21 protein-coding genes are annotated in these 20,176 nt (G+C 60.4%); 3 read left to right on the plus strand and 18 right to left on the minus strand.

Annotated features, from left to right (window positions below; all coding sequences use genetic code 11):
• Window positions 1-238: 238 nt before the first annotated feature.
• The 11 genes from tyrS to Q4D83_RS11675 form a co-directional block, all read right to left on the minus strand.
• Window positions 239-1,498: a tyrosine--tRNA ligase gene (gene tyrS / locus Q4D83_RS11625; protein ID WP_303175477.1), complete on the minus strand. Its 1,260-nt coding sequence runs from the start codon at window positions 1,496-1,498 to the stop codon at window positions 239-241.
• A 27-nt stretch (window positions 1,499-1,525) separates the two neighbouring features.
• The gene (locus Q4D83_RS11630; protein ID WP_303175478.1) at window positions 1,526-1,717 is read right to left on the minus strand and encodes a Trm112 family protein; all 192 of its coding nucleotides are present in this window, start codon (window positions 1,715-1,717) and stop codon (window positions 1,526-1,528) included.
• 52 nt (window positions 1,718-1,769) lie between these two features.
• Window positions 1,770-3,197, minus strand: a complete 1,428-nt coding sequence (argH, locus tag Q4D83_RS11635) for an argininosuccinate lyase (protein WP_303175479.1) — start codon at window positions 3,195-3,197, stop codon at window positions 1,770-1,772.
• Window positions 3,197-4,396 (minus strand): argininosuccinate synthase, encoded by a 1,200-nt coding sequence (locus Q4D83_RS11640; RefSeq protein WP_303175480.1) that lies wholly within the window; start codon window positions 4,394-4,396, stop codon window positions 3,197-3,199. The genes argH and Q4D83_RS11640 overlap by 1 nt, the downstream gene beginning before the upstream one ends.
• Window positions 4,397-4,486: 90 nt before the next feature.
• On the minus strand, window positions 4,487-5,005 hold the full coding sequence (locus tag Q4D83_RS11645) for an arginine repressor (RefSeq protein ID WP_303175481.1): 519 nt from the start codon (window positions 5,003-5,005) through the stop codon (window positions 4,487-4,489).
• Between the two features lie 18 nt (window positions 5,006-5,023).
• Entirely contained in the window at window positions 5,024-5,995 is a 972-nt protein-coding gene (gene argF, locus Q4D83_RS11650; RefSeq protein WP_303175482.1) for an ornithine carbamoyltransferase, read from the minus strand.
• Between the two features lie 2 nt (window positions 5,996-5,997).
• A complete protein-coding gene (locus tag Q4D83_RS11655) occupies window positions 5,998-7,191 on the minus strand; it encodes an acetylornithine transaminase (protein WP_303175483.1) in 1,194 nt (397 codons plus the stop codon).
• Complete coding sequence (gene argB / locus Q4D83_RS11660) at window positions 7,184-8,134, minus strand: acetylglutamate kinase (protein ID WP_303175484.1); 951 nt, start codon at window positions 8,132-8,134, stop codon at window positions 7,184-7,186. Before argB ends, Q4D83_RS11655 begins: the two co-directional genes overlap by 8 nt.
• A gap of 12 nt (window positions 8,135-8,146) precedes the next feature.
• Window positions 8,147-9,319 carry a bifunctional glutamate N-acetyltransferase/amino-acid acetyltransferase ArgJ gene (gene argJ / locus Q4D83_RS11665; protein WP_303175485.1) on the minus strand — a complete coding sequence of 391 codons (1,173 nt, stop codon included), beginning with the start codon at window positions 9,317-9,319 and terminating at the stop codon, window positions 8,147-8,149.
• A gap of 66 nt (window positions 9,320-9,385) precedes the next feature.
• On the minus strand, window positions 9,386-10,429 hold the full coding sequence (gene argC / locus Q4D83_RS11670) for an N-acetyl-gamma-glutamyl-phosphate reductase (protein WP_303175486.1): 1,044 nt from the start codon (window positions 10,427-10,429) through the stop codon (window positions 9,386-9,388).
• Window positions 10,430-10,472: 43 nt separating this feature from the next.
• The gene (locus Q4D83_RS11675) at window positions 10,473-10,826 is read right to left on the minus strand and encodes an HXXEE domain-containing protein (RefSeq protein WP_368502220.1); all 354 of its coding nucleotides are present in this window, start codon (window positions 10,824-10,826) and stop codon (window positions 10,473-10,475) included.
• 65 nt (window positions 10,827-10,891) lie between these two features.
• Here Q4D83_RS11675 and Q4D83_RS11680 point away from each other — a divergent pair, with 65 nt between their 5' ends.
• Entirely contained in the window at window positions 10,892-11,458 is a 567-nt protein-coding gene (locus Q4D83_RS11680) for a TetR/AcrR family transcriptional regulator (protein WP_303175487.1), read from the plus strand.
• On the opposite strand, the gene thiD is transcribed toward Q4D83_RS11680, so the two are convergent.
• On the minus strand, window positions 11,440-12,255 hold the full coding sequence (gene thiD / locus Q4D83_RS11685; protein ID WP_303175488.1) for a bifunctional hydroxymethylpyrimidine kinase/phosphomethylpyrimidine kinase: 816 nt from the start codon (window positions 12,253-12,255) through the stop codon (window positions 11,440-11,442). The genes Q4D83_RS11680 and thiD overlap by 19 nt on opposite strands.
• Window positions 12,256-12,628: 373 nt before the next feature.
• Between thiD and Q4D83_RS11690 the strand changes: the two genes are divergently transcribed.
• The gene (locus Q4D83_RS11690) at window positions 12,629-13,426 is read left to right on the plus strand and encodes a hypothetical protein (protein WP_303175489.1); all 798 of its coding nucleotides are present in this window, start codon (window positions 12,629-12,631) and stop codon (window positions 13,424-13,426) included.
• Between the two features lie 40 nt (window positions 13,427-13,466).
• Window positions 13,467-14,348 (plus strand): hypothetical protein, encoded by an 882-nt coding sequence (locus tag Q4D83_RS11695; protein ID WP_303175490.1) that lies wholly within the window; start codon window positions 13,467-13,469, stop codon window positions 14,346-14,348.
• A gap of 27 nt (window positions 14,349-14,375) precedes the next feature.
• On the opposite strand, the gene pheT is transcribed toward Q4D83_RS11695, so the two are convergent.
• The 6 genes from pheT to rpmI all read right to left on the minus strand — a co-directional run bounded on the left by pheT (window position 14,376) and on the right by rpmI (window position 20,168).
• Window positions 14,376-16,868 (minus strand): phenylalanine--tRNA ligase subunit beta, encoded by a 2,493-nt coding sequence (pheT, locus tag Q4D83_RS11700; RefSeq protein WP_303175491.1) that lies wholly within the window; start codon window positions 16,866-16,868, stop codon window positions 14,376-14,378.
• A gap of 32 nt (window positions 16,869-16,900) precedes the next feature.
• Window positions 16,901-17,938, minus strand: a complete 1,038-nt coding sequence (gene pheS / locus Q4D83_RS11705) for a phenylalanine--tRNA ligase subunit alpha (protein ID WP_303175492.1) — start codon at window positions 17,936-17,938, stop codon at window positions 16,901-16,903.
• A gap of 51 nt (window positions 17,939-17,989) precedes the next feature.
• Window positions 17,990-18,820: an RNA methyltransferase gene (locus Q4D83_RS11710; protein WP_303175493.1), complete on the minus strand. Its 831-nt coding sequence runs from the start codon at window positions 18,818-18,820 to the stop codon at window positions 17,990-17,992.
• Window positions 18,821-18,902: 82 nt separating this feature from the next.
• The gene (locus tag Q4D83_RS11715) at window positions 18,903-19,388 is read right to left on the minus strand and encodes a TM2 domain-containing protein (RefSeq protein ID WP_303175494.1); all 486 of its coding nucleotides are present in this window, start codon (window positions 19,386-19,388) and stop codon (window positions 18,903-18,905) included.
• A gap of 141 nt (window positions 19,389-19,529) precedes the next feature.
• Window positions 19,530-19,913, minus strand: a complete 384-nt coding sequence (gene rplT / locus Q4D83_RS11720; protein WP_303175495.1) for a 50S ribosomal protein L20 — start codon at window positions 19,911-19,913, stop codon at window positions 19,530-19,532.
• 60 nt (window positions 19,914-19,973) lie between these two features.
• The gene (rpmI, locus tag Q4D83_RS11725; protein ID WP_303175496.1) at window positions 19,974-20,168 is read right to left on the minus strand and encodes a 50S ribosomal protein L35; all 195 of its coding nucleotides are present in this window, start codon (window positions 20,166-20,168) and stop codon (window positions 19,974-19,976) included.
• Between the last annotated feature and the right edge of the window lie 8 nt (window positions 20,169-20,176).

The following is a 20,176-nucleotide window of genomic DNA, read 5'->3' on the forward strand; positions in this document are numbered from 1 at the left end:
AGCCAACAACAACAAAACAAAAAACGACACACTATCGAGTTCTCAAACAACACAGTCCAACCACAACAACCGGAAGCTATTTTCAGCCCCTGTCGCGGTGACTCGATTAAATGTACACACAAGCTTAACGCTTGACAAATCCGCAGCGCAGAGGGCGTTTCTTGGGTTCATCAAACGCGAAACCCCGCACCGCGTTGCGGGAAAATGCAACGTCGGGTGCGGGGCGTCGACAAGCGCCTTAAGGGCGGATAAGTGCGCCGGCGAAGTTTTTCTTACCTCGCCGCAGCACCAGCCACTGCCCATGCAACAAATCCTCAGGCCCGGGGCGCCAATCCTCGGCAGCGACGCGGTTGTTGTTGACGTAAATGCCGCCCTCCTTAATAGAACGGCGCGCGGCACCGCGGGAATCGGCGAGACCGGCGGCTACAATGAGGTCGATAATTCCGAACTGTTGTTCTGGGCTAAATTCCGCGACCGTAGTTTCGGAAAGCGCCCCGGCGAGGGTCGCCTCGTCAAGGTCTGCAAGCTCCGCCTTGCCAAACAACGCTTGGGCGGCCAGCTCCACGGACTCCGTTGCCTGGGCACCGTGCACCAACGTGGTCAACTCGCGAGCCAAGCGACGCTGCGCTTGCCGCTGGTGCGGACGCTCCGCAACCTCCACCTCATACGCGGCGATTTCCTCCTGCGTGAGGAAGGTAAACCAGCGCAGATAGTCAATCACCACAGCGTCGCCGGCGTTCACAAAGTACTGGTACCACGCATACGGGCTGGTCAGTTGTGGGTCCAACCACAGCTTGCCGCCACCGGTCGACTTGCCAAACTTCTGCCCCTCCGCGTCCGTCACCAGTGGCACCGTCAGGCCGTGGGTGCGCTGCTGGTCCATGCGTCGATTCAAATCCACGCCGGAAACAATGTTGCCCCACTGATCGCCACCGCCGATTTGCAGTACGCAATCGAACTCACGTCGCAAATGCACAGCGTCGAACGCCTGAAGCAACATATAGGAGAATTCGGTGTAGGAAATGCCGTCGCTTTCCAAACGCCGCTTCACGGTTTCCCGGTCAAGCATGGTGTTCAGCGAGAAGTTCTTGCCAACATCGCGCAAAAACTCGATCACGCTCATGCTGCCGATCCAATCCGCATTGTTGACCATAATCGCGCGACCGTCAGTGTAATCAATAAAGTTACGAATCTGCGCCTGGATGGACTCGACATTGCTTGCGATTTCCTCGCGGCTCAGCATGGAGCGCTCACCTACGTCGCGCGGGTCACCGATCATGCCGGTCGCGCCGCCCGCCAAGGTAATCGTGCGGTGACCCGCGTCCTGGAAGCGCTTCAACATAATCAGCGGCACGAGGTGACCGGCGTGCAATGACGCCCCGGTAGGGTCAAAACCGCAGTACACGGTGATGGGTTGCTCGGCGGCTTCGCGCAGGGCGTCGATATCCGTGGATTGGTTGATTAGCCCACGCCACGTGAGCTCGTCAATGATGTTCATTACCATGCCTTAGAAAATGAGTCCGGTTCAGGAGTTGGAGGCGGAATCCGCAGGCCACGCGAACGCTTCGTCGATCAGCATGACAGGGATGCCGTCGTCGATGCGATACGCGATACCCAGTCGCTCGTTGACAAGCACCTGCTCGTCCTCGAGATATCGTAACGGCCCGTGATCCTGCGGGCAGGCTAACACTTCCAACAACTGGGGGTCGATACTCATGCTTGGTAATTGTAGCCGGTCACCACGGGGGTAAAGACATAGGAGGCGCCAATCAGACCGGCGTCTCCGCCCAGGTGCGATGCTCTGCCGCTGCTTGTTGCACCCGCGCACGTTGTTCGGCAACGCGCACGCCGGCGGTACCGCCTCGAGTCGTACGGGACGCCACGGAACCAGCCACCGTGAGAACCTCACGCACCGCCGGAGTAAGTGTGGCGTGCACGCTCGCCAGCTCCTCGTCGGTAAGTTCGTCAAGTCCCACGCCGCGAGCCTCGGCGATGCGCACGCAGGCACCGGAAGCTTCGTGCGCCACCCGGAACGGCACACCTTCCCGCACCATCCATTCGGCGAGGTCCGTCGCCAAGGTATATCCGGCGGGCGCGAGCTCCAAAAGCCGGTCGGGATGGAAGGTAAGCGTGGACACCAAACCGGTCATGGCGGGCAGCAAAAGATTCAGCTGCGCCACCGAATCGACGATTGGCTCCTTATCTTCCTGCAGGTCACGGTTGTAGGCCAACGGCTGGGCCTTCAACGTGGCGAGCAAACCGGTGAGGTTGCCAATCAAACGTCCGGACTTGCCGCGCGTTAGTTCCGCCACATCGGGGTTCTTCTTCTGCGGCATAATCGAACTGCCAGTCGACCAAGCATCAGCCAAGGTGACGTACCCGAACTCTGGCGTGGACCACGCAATGATTTCCTCCGCGAGCCGCGACATATCCACGCCGATTTGCGCCAACACAAACGCGGTTTCGGAAGCGAAATCGCGGGAACTGGTGGCATCCAGCGAATTGTCCGCCGCGGAGTCAAAGCCGAGCTCTGCGGCGATCGCCTCCGGGTCGAGGTGTAGCGAGGAGCCCGCGAGCGCACCCGAACCATATGGGGAAACGGCGAGTCGCTTATCCAAGTCACGGAGGCGATCCAAATCCCGCAGCAGCGGCTGCGCGTGCGCCAACAATTGGTGCGCCAGCAGCACCGGCTGCGCGGCCTGGAAATGGGTCTTGCCAGGCATGATTACCTCAGGGTGCGCCGCCGCCTGCCCCACGAGGGCGTAGATGAGGTCAACAACGCCCGACGCGATTTCCCGCACGGCATCCCGAATCCACATTCGGAACAGGCATGCCACCTGGTCGTTGCGGGAGCGCCCAGCACGCAACCTGCCGCCGACCTCAGCGCCGACGATTTCGATCAGTCCGCGTTCCAGCGCGCCGTGCACATCCTCATCGGTAGGCGCCGGGGTGAACTCCCCCGCCGCAACCTGCTCGCCAAGCTTGGTCAGGCCAGCAAGCATGACGTCCAAGTCTTCGTCGCTTAACAACCCCGCAGCCGACAACACTTTCGCATGGGCCTTCGATGCGCGGATATCGTACGGCGCGAGAACCCAGTCAAAGTGGGTGGAGACGCTCAGCGCGAACATCGCCTCGGCGGGGCCGCCCGCGAACCTGCCGCCCCACAGCGCACCCTCGTTGGTTTTCTGCCCCTGCATTAGCGAGCCTCTCGGTCCCGACGGCAAGCGATCTTCGAGGACAAACCATGCAGCTCAACAAATCCGCGGGCAAGCGTCTGGTCGAAAGTATCGCCGGTGTCGTAGGTGGCCAGGTTGAAATCGTACAAGGATTGCTCGCTCCGGCGGCCGTTGACCACTACCTTGCCAGCGTGCAGCACCAGCCGGATATCGCCGGTGACGTTTTCCTGCGTGGAGTTAATAAACGCATCCAACGAACGCTTCAGCGGCGCGAACCACAAACCGTCGTACACTTCTTCGGACCAGCGGGCGTCGATAAGCCGCTTGTAGCGGGCGAGTTCACGCTCCATGGTGACGTCCTCCAGCGCCTGGTGTGCGGCGATCAAGGTCACCGCGCCCGGGGCCTCATACACCTCGCGGGATTTGATGCCTACGAGGCGATCCTCCACCATGTCCAACCGGCCAACGCCCTGGGCGCCCGCGCGGCGGTTAAGCTCTTCGATTGCCTGCAACACGGTGACGGGGCGGCCGTCGATAGCCACGGGCGCGCCCCCTTGGAAGGAAATAATGAGCTCATCCGGGGCGTTACCAAGTGCGGGGTCCTCCGTGTAGGCGTAGAGGTCCTTTGTCGGCGGGTTCCACAGGTCTTCAAGGAACCCGGTCTCCACGGCGCGGCCCCACACGTTCTGGTCGATGGAGAACGGTGACTTTTTCGATTGCTCGATGGGCAGGTTCACCTCTTCCGCAAATGCGATCGCCTTGTCACGGGTCCACGCATAGTCCCGCGCCGGGGCAATGATTTTCAGATCAGGGTGGGTATTGGCGAACCCCACTTCGAACCGGACCTGATCATTGCCCTTGCCGGTGCACCCATGTGCGACATGCGTGCCGCCGAACTCTTTTGCGGCTTCCACCAGGTGCTTGACGATCAACGGCCGGGAAATCGCAGACACCAGCGGGTACTGCTTCATGTACATGCCGTTGGCTTTGATGGTGGGTAGGCAGTATTCCTCGGCGAATTCGTCTTTCGCATCCACAACGATTGACTCGACTGCGCCGCAGTCCAGAGCGCGTTGCCGCACGGACTCCATGTCTTCGCCGCCTTGACCGAGGTCGAGGGAAACGGCGACCACTTCACCGCCTGTCATCTTGGCCAAATACGGAATCGCCACCGAAGTGTCGAGGCCGCCCGAGTACGCGAGTACGACGCGATCAGTCATGAAAAGAATCTCCTTGCGAATAAAAAATTAACGAAAACTCAACCTATTGTATTGTGCCGCATGACACGGCCGAACAGCACACCGCACCCGCTAGCGCCGTTGGAACATCTCTGCCAGCTCTGCGCCGGTGAGCGGGTCACGCGCCAACACAAAAATCGTATCGTCGCCGGCGATGGTGCCCACTACTTCCGGAAGCTGCACGCGATCAATGTAGCTGGCCAGGTATTGCGCGGCACCCGGCGGGGTGCGTAAGACCGCAATATTGGCGGAGGCGTCCACGCTCACCACCAAATCATCCAGCATGCGGCGCAGCTTTTCGCGGGGTCCGCGCAGAGTTTCCAGCAGCACTGTGTCCCCAGAACCCACCGCATAGTAGGCGCGGCCGGATTCCGGGCGAACCTTTTTGGCCCCGAGTTCATCGAGATCGCGTGACAGGGTGGCTTGGGTGATGTCAATGCCATCGTCGAGGAGCAATTCCGAAAGCTGCACTTGGCTGGAAACCCGGTATTGCGACAAAATTTCCAAGATTCGGGCCTGCCGCGCCGTCCGGCTCACCGGTTGCGCCACGGGATGCGACTCTTGACCAGCGCCCAGAAAATCCTTGTCCATATGTTTGCGCTTCACTTTCTAGCAGCTCGTCTTGTCGTACTGCTGTTCCAATAGCCACACCATGAGTGCCTTTTGCGCATGGAGGCGGTTTTCCGCTTCGTCAAACACCACGGATTGCGGGCCGTCGATAACGCTTTCGGTGACCTCGTTGCCGCGATACGCGGGCAAGCAATGCAGGAAAATAGCGTCCCCGCCCGCCCGCTGCATCACCGCATCATTCACTTGGTACGGCAGCAGCGGGGTACGACGATCCACGCCGTCATTCTCCATGCCCATCGACACCCAAGTATCGGTAATCACCACATCCGCGCCGTCCACCTCGTCAAGGGAATCAGTAACATGCACGCGGGCACCGGTGTCCTGGGCGCGCGCCTCGGCCCTTGCCACATACTCCTCCTGAGGCTGGAACCCCACCGGAGCCACGATCGAAATGTCCATGCCGGCGGTGGCGAACCCCAACAGGTAGGAATGCGCCATGTTGTTGGCGCCGTCACCCAAGTACACCGCCTTGCGGCCGCGCAGGCCAGCCGGCCCTTGTTCGGGGCACAGCTGCTCCACGCAGGTTTGCAGATCCGCCAGGATTTGGCAGGGGTGTAGATCGTCGGTGAGCGCGTTAATGATCGGCACAGTCGCGGTTTCCGCCATATCGAACAAGTTTTGGTGGGCCGTGGTGCGCCACACGATCATGTCCACGAATCGGCTCAACACCGCACCCGTGTCCTGGAGGGTTTCCCCCTTCCCGGTCTGCGTGCTGTTGCTATCGGCGACGATTGGGTGTCCGCCAAGTTGCGTAATTCCCGCTTCGAAGGAAAACCGGGTGCGGGTGGAAGTTTTATCAAACAGCACGGCGACGCTGCGGGGCCCCTCAAGCGGGCGCCGCGCGTAAGGCCGTGCCTTCAACTCCGCGGCCAGCGACAACACCGTCGCCTGTTCGGCGGGCGTCAAGTCATCGTCTGCGAGAAAGTGACGGACGTTGGGGGTGGGGCTCATGCTTACTGTCCTTTCAGAGTTTCCAACAATTGCGCAATGCGTTCACTACCCTCCCGCATCTCGACGCCGCTGATCACCAACGGCGGCGTCAAGCGGATGACGTGGTCACTCGGAGCATTGATAATCACCCCGAATTCGAACGCGCGGCTGGCGGCCTGCTTCGCGATGGGTTCACGGAGCACCACCCCCAGCATCAATCCACGACCGCGAACCTCCGCTACGGCAGGCAACGTTTCCAATGCGTGGCGCAGCCACGCACCCTTGGCGCGCACCTGCTGGCAGAACTCCTCGTCGATGACGTCGAGTACCACCTGGGCCGCCGCGCAGGCGATGGGGTTTCCGCCGAAGGTGGTGCCGTGCGAACCCGGCGTAAACAAGGTTGCAGCCTTGCCGTGCGCCAAGGTTGCCCCCAGTGGAAGTCCCCCGCCTAGACCTTTGGCCATAGTGACCACGTCCGGAATGACGTCGTCGTACTCGTGGGCGAAAAAATTGCCGGTGCGACCGACGCCGGTTTGCACTTCGTCCACAACCATAAGGATGCCATGCTGGTCGCACAGCTGGCGCACCGCGGCCAAAAATCCTTCCGGTGCGGGGATCACACCCGTCTCACCTTGGATAGGTTCCAGGAAAATCGCGGCCACGTCCGTCGGATTGATCGCCACCAACTTGGACAAGTATTCGACGTCTCCGTAGGGGAAGAACTCCACCCCACCCGGCAGCGGGGCAAACGGCGCGCGCTTATCGGACTGCCCGGTCAAGGCCAAGGCCCCCATGGTGCGACCATGGAACCCCTGGGATGCGGCGAGGATTCGCGAACGGCCAGTCAAGCGAGCAAGCTTGAACGCAGCCTCATTGGCTTCCGCGCCCGAATTGCAGAAGAATACGCGGGTGGATGCGGCCAACGCGGCGTCGTCACGCGCAAAACGTTTGATAAGCGTATCTGCAACACGAAGCGCGGGTTCGGCAGCAAACAAGTTGGAAACGTGTCCAAGCTTTGCGGCCTGCTCCGCGACGGCGCCCACAATCCCTGGATGCGCGTGCCCCAAGGAATTCACGGCGATCCCCGCGAGCATGTCGATATGGCTGCGGCCTTGCTCATCCACAACCGTCGCCCCGGAACCACTCACCAACGCCAACGGTGGCGTGCCGTAGTTATTCATCATGCGCTGTGGCCACTGCGCCAGCATGTCACTCATTCGCGGCTACCTCCTCTCGAAAGACCATATGTTCGGGATAGTCGCCGCGTTCGAAGCTGTCGGGCACCACCATGGTGCCGATGCCGCCTTCGGTCAGCAATTCGAGCAACACGGAATGAGCGACGCGGCCGTCGATAACGTGTGCGGCAGAAAGCCCGCCGCTCACGGCGTGCAAGCACGCCTCCATCTTCGGAATCATCCCCGCATCCAACGACGGCAACAACGGTGCCAACTCGCCCGCCGTAATCAACGAAACCAGCGATGAACGATCCGGCCACTTGGTGTACAAACCCTCCACGTTTGTGAGCATCACCAAACGTTCCGCGCCCAACGCAACCGCCAGCGCACCCGCCGCCGTGTCCGCGTTAATGTTGTACACCTGCCCTTCCGCATCAGGGGCGATGGTTGAGACGACGGGGATACGGCCGGCGTCGATAATATCCATCAGCGCCGCCGGGTTCACCTCCACAATGTCACCGACCAAGCCGATATCGGTGAGCTGACCATCCACCTCCACGAGGCGTTTGGTGGCGGTAAACAACCCAGCATCCTCGCCGGAAGTGCCCACCGCATACGGCCCGTGGGAATTGATAAGCCCCACTAAATCGCGGCCTACCTGCCCAAAAAGCACCATGCGCACCACATCCATGACCTCCGGCGTGGTCACACGGAAACCGCCGCGAAACTCCCCCTGTAACCCCAACCGGTTGAGCATGGCAGAAATCTGTGGGCCACCGCCGTGCACCACCACCGGCTTCGCACCGACCGTGCGCAGAAACACCATGTCCGCCGCGAATGCCGCCTTCAGCGTCTCATCCACCATGGCGTTGCCGCCGTATTTCACCACCACGATCTTGTCGCGGAAATATTGCAACCACGGCAAGGCTTCCGCGAGTACGTTCGCGCGAATTTCCGGCCCGATGCCGGCGAGCATTTTATTCAACTTCAACCGCCTTTACGTGGTGTACGCCGAGTTAATTTCCACATATGCGTGGGATAAGTCCGTGGTGCGCACCGTCGCCTGACCGGGACCACCGGTGCCGAGATCGATGACCACCTCTACGTTCGATCCGCTGAGGTCCACCTCGCGGGCATTCGGGGTGGGGCCGGAGCGTTCGCACACCGTGTGCCCATTGAAGGTGACGCTGATGTTTTCCGGATCCATGTCCGCCTCGGCCATGCCCACCGCGGCGAGCACTCGGCCCCAGTTCGGGTCCGCACCAAACATGGCACACTTGAACAGATTGTCGCGCGCGACGGTGCGCGCGGCGGCTCGGGCCTGATCATCCGTCGTCGTGCCGGCAACTGTCACGTTCACCCGCTTGGTCACACCCTCCGCGTCAGCTTGCATCTGCCCCGCCAGGTCCGCGCATGCTTCCAGGACCGCCGCCGCAAACTCCGACGCGTCTGGGGTCACACCAGAGGCACCGGAGGCCAACAAAAGGACGGTGTCATTGGTCGAGGTAGATCCATCAATATCCAGCAAATCAAAGGTTTGCGCAGTAGCGGCGCGGAGGGCTGCATCAGCGACGGCCGGGGTTACCGCAGCATCCGTGGTCAAGCACACCAGCATGGTAGCCAACGAGGGCGCCATCATCCCCGCGCCTTTCCCCATACCTCCGACCGACCAACCAGCGCGCTGCACGAACGTCTGCTTGCACACCGTATCAGTGGTCATAATCGCTGTAGCTGCAGCTTCCCCGTGATCGCCAAGCTCTGCGGCGAGCGTGGCCACGCCTTCGCGAACCGCCTGCATTGGCATCGGCTCACCGATAATGCCTGTAGAACACACCGCAATGTCTCCTTGCGAAACATCTAAAAGCGCGGCGGCTTGGGCAGCCATTTCGTGCGCATCCGCGTCACCTTGAGCACCCGTGCAAGCGTTCGCGTTGCCGGAATTGTAGACGACCGCGCGGAGCTTGCCATCCGCAATCGCCCGGCGAGTAAGTTTCACCGGGGCCGCCACCACACGGTTGCGAGTAAACACGCCAGCAGCGGTAAACATCGGGCCCTGGTTGCACACCAATGCCATGTCCGGATTCCCAGAAGCCTTGATTCCCGCCGTCGTGCCGGCGGCAAGAAAGCCTGCTGGGGCACTGACACCCGTGGTGCTTGCAGTGCTCGTCATGTGTGGTTCTCCTTGTACGTATTGGGCATGTAGCTGTCGATTGGTGAGGTGCTGGTTGCTCGTTGGTTACGGTGCCACACCCGCGCGCGGCAACCCCGCCGTTTCTGGGAACCCAAGCGCAATGTTCATGCATTGCACAGCAGCCCCGGCCGTCCCCTTGGTGAGATTATCAATCGCACTGGTGGCTAAGAGACGGCCAGCCCCGTTATCTACTTCCACCTGTATCTGACACATGTTTGAACCGACGACATGTTGGGTCTGCGGCTGCTGTCCCGCAGCCACAAGCTGCACAAATGGCTCAGACTCATACGCCTGGCGGTATACCTCGCGGGCTTGCTCCTCGCTGACCGTTCCGCGAAGCGGCGCGGAGGCCGTGGTGAGAATGCCCCGCGACATCGGCGCTAGGACGGGAGTAAAACTCACCGTCACCGACTCGTCCGTATATTCGCCGAGGTTTTGCATGATTTCCGGCGTGTGACGGTGCTTGCCGGCGGTGTTATAGGCCTTCGCGCTGCCCATGGTTTCCGAACCAAGCATGGCCACACTTGCCTTCTTTCCAGCACCGGAGACGCCGGTAATAGACACCACCGCGACGTCGGGAATAATCAACCCGGCGGCCACTGCTGGCAGCATTGCAAGCGTCGCCCCCGTGGGGAAACACCCTGGGACAGCGACCCGCTTGGTGTGTTGCAGCTGCTCTCGGTGGCCGGGCATTTCGGGGATCCCGTAGGGCCACGAACCTGCGTGCGAAGTTCCGTAGTATTGCTCCCACGCCGTCGCGTCCCGCAACCGGAAATCCGCCGCGCAATCGAGCACCAGAACATCCTCGCCAAGCTGCTGCGCGATTTCCGCCGAGTGGCCGTGCGGTAGGCCAAGGAACACCACGTCGTGTTCGGCCAGCGTGCCTATATCCGTCGGCTCGATGACGCGATCCGCGAGTTCCGGCAAGTGCGGCATGAGCTCGCCGACACTGCTTCCGGCGTTCGAGGCGCCCGTCAGTGCGCCTATTTTCAGTTCACCGCTCGCGTATGCTGGGTGGCTGAGCAATAGCCGCAAGATCTCACCACCCGCGTAGCCGCTCGCGCCAGCTACCGCAACAGAAAGAGTCATGCCGGCAAGCATAACATTTATGCAGAGAAGTGCAAGTTATGCATTATTTGGTGAGGAACCAGCTCACAACATGGACCAGCACCAACACCGGCAAAACCAATACCGCAATGGCAAAAGCTTGCGGATCATTATCACGCAATCCTTCCTTCCGCAACGCACTTCGAGCATAAATCCAATAAGGAATCACAATGATTGGTGACGTAGCTACACCCGTTGTGTAACGCCCAGCAATCACGGCAAAGAGAATATGGGTAAACCCATGCAAACCGAACGCCAAGAGCGCACCCCGAAACAATGGCGAAGCGCAAACACTGAGGCAAAAGCAAACATTTCGGCATTCGCGGCAAACAATCCACCGCTCACTTTGTCTACGGTGTTCATCAATCCAGCCCCTAATTAGGGAATCAGTTCACAGTAATAAAGTCACCCTAGGTAGCGTTTCTTATATATAAGCTGTAAGGCATGGCACAACGTACTGGACGCCCACAAGACGAAACAATTGACCACAAAGTTTTGCAGACAACCCTCAGGTTGATGCAGCTTTACGGATATACAGGCTTACGCATCAATGAAATCGCTCACCGCAGCGGCATCGCCAAAACCACCATTTACCGCCGCTGGCCGTCACTGGCACACCTCGCCGTCGCCGCAATCCAACAGGAACTCGGCGAGCGTACCGTCGACCTCAGCGGAGACTTTGACAAGGATCTCGATACCTTTATCAGCGCCTACGCAGACCTGATTAACAGCCCCAACGCCACCCTCGTTGCCATCAGCCTGGATATCCACCGGCAAAACAACCCCGAACTTTCCAAGCTCTACCGCGAAACCATTATCCAACCCGTGCGCAGCCAAGCGGTGGAGCTGGCCAAGCTCGCCGACATCAAGCCCGCCAGCTTTACCGATCTCACCGATTCCATTATCGGCGGCCTCATCTACCGATCCGCAATTTTGGGCGAACAAATGGACAATAACGAAATCAAGGAATACATCCTCAACCTCCTGAAAGGTTACACAAGCGCCCCGTGATCGATTGGGCCGTGACCAGTACCCACCTCCAATGCGTCCGCGCCCTCCAGCGCAGCTTGCAACCAAGGTTTGACCAGGCTCAGCGCCTCATCCCAACGCCCCGTCCGCACGAACGCCGTCGCCATCGCGGACGATAGTGAGCACCCCGTACCGTGGGTACAGCGAGTGTTTACGCGGGGAGATTCGCACGGAAACACACCACTGCGATTCACCACCACATCGGAAACCACGTCGCCATCGAGGTGCCCACCCTTGACCAACACCGCCAGCGCAGTGCCACCAATCAGGCGCTTCGCCTGCAATACCGCCGCGGCCGAAGTTTCCGCAGGCTCCTCCCCCACCAACCGTGCCAGCTCCGGAATATTCGGGGTGAGCAATACGCCGCCGTGCCGTTCCGCGAGTTCGCCAATCAGTTCACGTAGCGCGCTTTCCGCATCCGCCGCCAATAACGAGTGCCCCGAGGTAGAGACCATCACCGGATCGAGCACCACCGGGGCATCAATATCTCGCAGCCACTCCGCAACCACCGCAATCGTCGCGGTATCGCCTAGCATGCCTATTTTCACGGCGTCGATATGCACGTCTTCGCTCACAGCGTCGAGCTGCTCGCGGATCCACGTCGGCGCCAACGAATGCACGTGCCGCACCCCCTGCGTGTTTTGGGCAACGATTGCAGTCACCACCCCCATGCCGTAGCCGCCAAGCGCCATAATTGCCTTCAGATCCGCGTGGATTCCGGCGCCCCCAGTGGGATCCGTGCCGGCGATTGCCAAGATGCGTGGTCTCGCTGCAGTCATGCCGTACATAGTAATAGCTTTTCCACGGGACGATCCGCCTCTCGACGCCGCGGCCGCCACCCCCGCAGCACTCCTACGCGAACGCGCGCTTCCCGGCCACGCAGTGAGTGGCGCATGACGCAATATCACCGGTACATCCGCATGAAGTAGTTCACATGTCGATGCAATAATCTCCCATCACAGCTGGCTGCCGAACCACGCACAGGGGCAACCTTGGAAAAGAGACGGTATTCACAGTAGCCGTCGTCGCGGCTATTGCGCTACACTACAGGCTGAGCATTTGCGTAGTAAATCCTAAGGCAGCGAGTGATTCATTCACGTCGCACTTGCGGGTTTTTGAGTTGTGGTATCGAAATCAAGGAAAGCGCCGAACATGAATCAAGGTCACAGTGAAAACTCTCACCATTCGGGAGGTGGGCAGCGCAATGACCACCAAGCTTTTCCCGAAACCATGCAATACCAACCCGTGACCCCGCCACCGCAATACCCAATGATGCCCGCGCCAGCCCCGAAAAAGCAAAGCAACCTCGGCTGGATCGTTGCTGGTGTCGCCGTCGTCAGCTGCTTCGCAATATTGGTCACGGTGGTGATCGCAAGCGCGGTATTCATCAAGTCCAACCAGCGGGTGGATGCAAGTCCCGAACGCACCGTCACCAATACGGAACGCAACCGCCCAGCACCGTTACCCGCGCCGCCAAGCGATCGCACCGTCCGGCAGTCCTCTATTACGACAGCCCAACAGCGAGAAATCCAGCGTTCGATCCAGCACTCGTTTCCGCCAGCGGTGGGTCGCGAACTCATCATGGATTCCTGCACCGAAGTGGAGTTCCTGCTGGAACCAACATTTCGGCAATTGGAATGCTCGTTCCCCTCGCCGATTCGGAGCGGGAAGGTGGAATATGCCGGCATTGTCACGGACCCAGGCGCGTTGAACGTCCTGCTCAACGATTTTGAATTCGATGAATTCCGCCATATTCGTTCCGCACCGAACCATGATTTTCACCTCATCGCAGAGGTGTACGGCGAAGAGTTCGGTTACGCCACCTATGCCTACGATCTGCACGGGCCGGACCTCGCCACCACCTATATCGTGTTCGCGGATGAGGCAACTGCCTCCGACTTTTTCGTCGACGTCGGCCTAGCCGAACCGAAATTCGAGCGCACTTCCTAACGCCAATCCCCTACCCGCAAGCACGAAGGGCGAAAACACCATGTCCTGGACTCCACCACCACACCAACCGCCACCTCCAGGGCCGCGACCGGCCGCGGGGCACAGCAACCTGATCACGTGGCTGATCGTCGGGGCGACCTGCGTGCTATCCATATTGATATTTTTTGTTCTTGCGCTCAACCCCCCGCTGTTTCGGGCGCAACCGAAAGACACCGGCAATGGTGAGACAAACACCCGCGCAGATACCGTGGGATTGGAATCGGAGCGCCAGCGTTCACAGGTCTATCGGCTGAGCCGCGGGTTCGAGTTTCTGCGACACCCGGGTGGTGTGATCCCGGGCGGCCGGTACATCAACATGGACAAACAACTCGAGTGTTCCTTCGGCTGGACTGTGGTCTCAGACGAGATGCCAGGCACGTATCTGAACCTCACGGCTGGGCACTGCGGAGACGAGGGCGACAAGATCGGCATCGAAGAGCAGGACGGCAGCCTTGTAGAAATCGGCGAGGTCGTGTGGACCACCGGCTGGAATGGGAAACGGCAACCGGATTGGGCGCTTCTAAAAATCTACGATGACAATGTGCAAACGGCGTTACCGGTGGAAGGTTATCGCGTTGTTGATTGGGTGGGCAAAGACTACTTAGTGGAGAAACGCCCATACGCGTGTGCACTCGGGTTTCGGTCTGGGATTTCCTGCGGCGATTTCGTGGAAATGAGCAATGACATCACATTGTCGTTTGAAAGCATCTCCGACCACGGGGATTCCGGCGGGCCGATCTGGGTGTTCGACCCAGACACCGACGAGGTGCATGCCGCGGCGGTCAACAGCTGGGGCGAAAGTACGAACGCGACGGTGTCGCGCGTAGTTACGATCGAGCCCGTCATGCACGAATTTGGGTTGAAGTTGGTGATCCCGGACTAGCACGCCGGAATCACCAACGGGCGCGGACTAGCGCATGTCTGCACCGCAATGCTGCTTGGCGGCTTCGGCCGCAGCGAGACGCGCGGTGTTGCACTCCTCGTCGGTAAGTGTGCGGTCGGGGGCACGGAAGCGCAGCGAAAACGCGAGGGACTTCTTGCCCTCACCCAACGATTCGGAACGGTACACATCAAACAGGTGTACGCCTTCGAGCAACTCGCCTGCGCCCCGTTCAACCGCAAGGCGTACGGATTCCGCGGGGACGGATTCGTCGACCACCAACGCCAGGTCCTGCAGGAGTGCGGGGAATGCAGACAACACCGGCGCGGGCAGGCTGGGCGCCACCGGCAACGAGGACACATTCAGTTCCATCGCACAGGTGCGCGCCGGAAGTCCGGCCCGCTCCAGCACCTGCGGATGCAACTCACCGGCGTAGCCCACCAGTGTCTCCCCCACATACAATGCGGCGCACCGGCCAGGATGCCACGGCAACTGCTCCGCATTTTCCACCCGCAGCGAGACATCCGCGGCGCGGGCAACCATGCGCGCAGATTCAATGGCATCCGCGTAGGTATAGGCACGCCCCTGGCCCCACGGACCCTCCAACTCCCAATTCCCGCTGCCCACGGTAGCCACGTGAAGTGGTTGCAGCGGCAGGGAGTCCAACAGTGCGGACACTTCGTCATCGGCGGGACGCGCAGACACATCAGGCATTGGGGAAATCCCGTCGCCGCGGGCGATACTCACCTGCTGTACGCCGAAAAGGTGTACGTCTTTATTGCCGCGCGCCACATTGCGCTTCAATGCATCCAACATGCTGGGCAGCAGCGTGGTACCCAACATCGCCCGGTCAGACTCCAGCGGGTTTTGCACGGTGACAACGCGGCGACGTTCATCGTCCGCATCCAAGCCCCACACGTCGAACACATCATTGGCAATAAACGGAGTGGGCAAAATTTCCGCATACCCGCCATAGGCGAGTGCGTGACCGATGGCACGGCGTCGTAATTGCGTGTTGGACAGGCCACGACCAGCGGGCGCGGTGGGAACAATGGAGGGAATATCCTCGAGCCCCTCCAAACGCAGCACTTCCTCGACAAGGTCAGCGGTCATGGTGAGGTCACTACGCCACGTCGGGGGCGTAACCTCCAGCTTGCAGCCACAAGCGAGCACATCAACGGCACACCCAACCTCCTCCAGGCGAGCAATCACGGTTTCGCGCGAGTACTCGACGCCGGCGATGTCGCCGGGGTGGGAGGCGGACATGGTGATCACGGGCATCGACGCAACCTCCCCAACAAGCGTGCGTTCCGGAGCAATCGTGCCGCCGCCGTAGGTGGCAAGGAGGTGACAGGCCAAATCGAGAGACGCCTCAATCACCGCGGGGTCAACACCACGTTCGAAACGACGGGAGGCTTCGGAACTCAACTTGTGGCGCCGCGAAGTCCGTGCCACGGTGATCGGATCCCAATTCGCCGCCTCAAACAACACGTTGACGGTGGTGTCCGCGATTTCGGAGGTGGAGCCGCCCATGACACCGGCCAGCGATTGGATACCGTTGGCGTCGCAAATCACCACGTCGCCCTCGTCGAGCACGCGGGTGACGTCGTCGAGGGTAACGAGCGTTTCGCCGAGGTTTGCGTTGCGCACCACGAGGCCGCCGCTAATGCGATCGGCATCGAATGCGTGCATCGGCTGCCCCAAAAGCAGCATCACATAGTTCGTGATATCGGTGGGCAGGTTGACGGGGCGCTGGCCGCACAACATGAGCTCGCGCTGCATCCAAAACGGGGTTTCCGCCTGCGGGTCCACGCCGGTGACGCTGCGCAGCCCGAAGCGTCGCGCCTTCGTCTCCGCGCCAAGGTCCACGGGCAACACGTCCGCCTGCGTGGTGGGGACGTCGAGCTGTTGCGCGGCGGGGTCCACGAACTTGAGTTCAAATGCAGACGCCAACTCGCGCGCCAAACCACGAGCGGAAAGCGCATATCCGCGATCCGGCGTGATATTCACCTCGAACACAGTGTCATCGAGGCCGAGGATCGGGCGGGCGTCGGCGCCTGGCTCCCCCACGGCTGGGTCCAAGGTAATAATGCCGGCGTTTTGCTTTTCCGCCAAGCCCAACTCGGCGGCGGAACAAATCATCCCGGCAGACATCCTGCCGTATGTTTCGCGCGCGGAGATAGCGAAATTGCCCGGCAGTACCGCACCCGGCAAGCACACCACCACTGTGGAACCGACGGTGAAATTCCGTGCGCCGCAGATAATGGACTGCAATTCGCCGGTACCGTTTGCGTCGCCGACGTCGACCATGCAATGGCGGATCGGCTTTTTAAACTCGGTGAGCTCTTCGATGGATTCCACACGGCCGAGCACCAGCGGGCCGGTCGTTGCGGGGATTGGTGCGTAGCCCTCAGTTTCAAAACCAACGCGGATGAACCCAGCGTCGAATTCTTCTGGGGTAACGGACCAGCCGGGGTTTGCCTGCTGCAGCAACCCCGTCAACCAGCTTTGAGCGATGAACATGTTGGAGTACTCCTGATGTGAACGGGGTGGATTTATGCTTGGATGCCGAACGGCAAAGTAAAGCGAACGTCGCCTTCAACCATGTCGCGCATATCGGCCAAACCATTGCGGAATTGCAGCGTGCGTTCGAGGCCCATGCCGAACGCGAAACCGGTGTACTCCGCGGGGTCGATGCCCGCGGCGCGCAGCACGTTCGGGTTGACCATGCCGCAGCCGCCCCATTCAATCCAGCCGGCCCCGCCTTTTTTGTTGGGGAACCACACGTCCACCTCCGCGGAGGGTTCCGTAAACGGAAAGTAGTTTGCCCGCATCCGCGTGTGCGTCTCTGGGCCGAACAAGGTTTTGGCAAGGTGATCCAGCGTACCGCGCAAGTGCGCCATGGTCAGCCCCTTGTCCACCGCCAGGCCCTCGATTTGGTGGAACACCGGCGTGTGGGTGGCGTCCAGCTCGTCGGTGCGGAATACGCGGCCGGGGCAGGCAATGTACATCGGTACGTCCCGCGAGAGCATGGTGCGCATCTGCACCGGCGATGTGTGTGTACGTAGCACTTGGCGGGAACCGTGCGGCGCGATGTGGAACGTGTCCTGCAAGGTGCGCGCGGGGTGATCCGGAAGGAAGTTCAGCGAATCGAAGTTGAAGTATTCCGCCTCCACCTCGGGGCCCTCGGCGATTTCCCACCCCATGCCAACGAAAATGTCAGCGATTTGCTCGCTGAGGATGGTAATGGGGTGCAGCGCTCCAGTTTGGCTTCGCGTGGTGGGAACGGTCACGTCCACCCGCTCCTCAACGAGCACCTCAGCGTTGCGTTTTTCCTCCAGCGCCACCTTCGCCTGTGCAAACAGCTTTTCCACGCGCCCGCGGGCCATATTGACAGCCCGCCCGGCATCCTTGCGCTCGGCCTTCGGCAACGAGCCGAGTGCTCGTCTGGCTTGCGGGATTGGGGCGTCGTCGCCAAGGTGCGCGCGGCGAGCTTCAGCCAATTCGGCCAAGTTTTCGGCGGCTTGAAATGCTCGCTCGGCGGCGTCTGCGGCGGCGTTCAAGTGGGCTTCGGTTAACTGGATTTCTGACACCTTCTGTTTCGGCCCTTCACAATGTTTATAACGACTACGCTAACCGCACTATCATAGCCGAGACGTGCCAAGCTGCGAATATAGGGCCTTCGCAGACTCGTAGAGGCATATCGACGCCGCGGTAGCAAGGTTCAACGATTCGGCGCGGCCACGGATGGGAATGCGCACCCGATGGTCCGCAGCATCAAGCAACTCTTGGTCCAGTCCATGCGCCTCATTGCCAAACAGCCAAGCAGTTGGCTGGGTAAGCAACTCGGCGGCGTGGTCAAGGTCCACTTCCCCATCAGCCGTGGTAGCAAGAATTTGCAGCCCGCCCCCGCGCAGCTTGTCCACCAACGCCGAGGCGTCAACCGCCCGCGCAACGGGGATGTGGAACAGTGAGCCAGCGGACGAGCGCACCGCTTTCGGGCCCTGCGGGTCCACGCTGTCACCCGCAAACACCACCGCATCCGCGCCGACTGCGTCGCTCACCCGAATGAGCGTGCCCGCGTTGCCAGGATCGTTGGTGGCAACAGGGACGGTAACCAACCGTGGTTTCGCTTTTAGTACTTGGGTCGTTTGCCACAGCACGGGCGAACATACGGCAAAAATGCCTGGGGTGGTGACGGTGTCAGCGAGTGCGCGGGCCGCGGTGTCGGTAATCGGGTGCACGTAGCAATTCATATGCCGCGCCGCCCGCAGCAGTTCACTATAACGATCAGCTGCCTTCTCGGTGACGTACACGTCAATGGCAGCCCCCGTCGCGATCGCAGAATCGACCGCGTTTTCCCCCTCGGCGAGGAATCGATTCGCTTTCCTTCGCCCGGCCGTGCGATGCAGTTTCGCCGCTTGAACGATGCGTCCGGTACGTTCCGTAAATGCTGAATCAAAATCCAAGTGCATGCGACTAAGGCTAGCAGTATGCACGCGGTTCACGGGCTGGTGCGAACAACCTTATGCCGCACCATCACGCGCCCAAGTCGCGTTACCGGCGCAACGGCACATTGTTCGAATCGCGGTCAAAGGGGCTAATTCCCAGCAGCACCATGATGAACTCAACGAATGCCCAAATGCTCACGATAAACAGCGGAATAAAACCAATCAATATAAATGAGGTAATACTGCCACCCAAGAACAGTCCCAGCTGTACCATGCCTCGCTGCGTGTTCCCAAGGTAGAAGTTGTGCAAACCGAAGGTGCCAAAGAAAAACGCCAGTAGCACGGCCACGATCCATTGCTTCTGCGGGGCTCCCACAACCCCGTATCCACCAGCACCATAAGGCACCGGCGTGTTCATGAACGCTTGCGGTTGCTGCGGCAGGGGCACATTTGGGATCGCCGAAGCACTCGGGTCAGCGAACCCGGCCGTTGGTTGCGAGAACGGATCTGCGTACGGGTTCGGTTGTTGCTTCGGGTTGTTTATCGGCAAGCCATCGCGATCATAGTGGACTTCACCGAAAGGATTTGTCATTGTTCCTTGTCCATCTCCCTATGTTGAAAAGTCTGCTCTAGTCTACAGACGATTGCCCACAAGCGTAGTCTCTCGGATAGCCAAAACCCCCTCGCCGGATCCGGCGAGGGGGTAAACGAGACACTAGCTCATGTGCTCCAATTAGGCTGCCTTCGGCGCGTTCACATCGGCGGGCAGCGCGGCCTTCGCGGACTCGCAAATTGCGGAGAACGCGGCAAAATCATTGACGGCCAGCTCGGCCAAGATCTTCCGGTCCACCTCGATGCCGGCGAGACGCAGGCCCTGGATAAGGCGGTTGTAGGTGATGCCGTTCATGCGGGCAGCAGCGTTGATACGCTGGATCCACAGTTTACGGAACTCGCCCTTACGTGCGCGACGATCGCGGTAAGAGTAAGTCATGGAGTGCAGCCACTGTTCCTTGGCCTTACGGTAAAGGCGGGAGCGCTGGCCACGGTAACCCTTGGCGGATTTGAGGATTACGCGACGCTTCTTCTTGGCGTTGACGGACCGCTTGACACGTGCCACGGTGGTACTTCCTTAATACAATCTTCGGGGGTAGAGGGGTTGACGGGCGTGGGCCGTATCTTAAGCCTTGCCGAGCAAACGCTTCACGCGCTTGACATCGACCTTGTCGACATCGGCAGTGCCCTTCAGGCGACGAGTGCGGGTGGAGGGCTTGCCCTCAAGGAGGTGACGGCGATTAGCCCTCTCGCGACGGAGTTTGCCGGAGCCGGTGACCTTCACGCGCTTGGCGGTGCCCTTGTGGGTCTTCTGCTTCATGAGATGAG

This window comes from Corynebacterium sp. (genome assembly GCF_030532715.1).
GTDB lineage: Bacteria > Actinomycetota > Actinomycetes > Mycobacteriales > Mycobacteriaceae > Corynebacterium.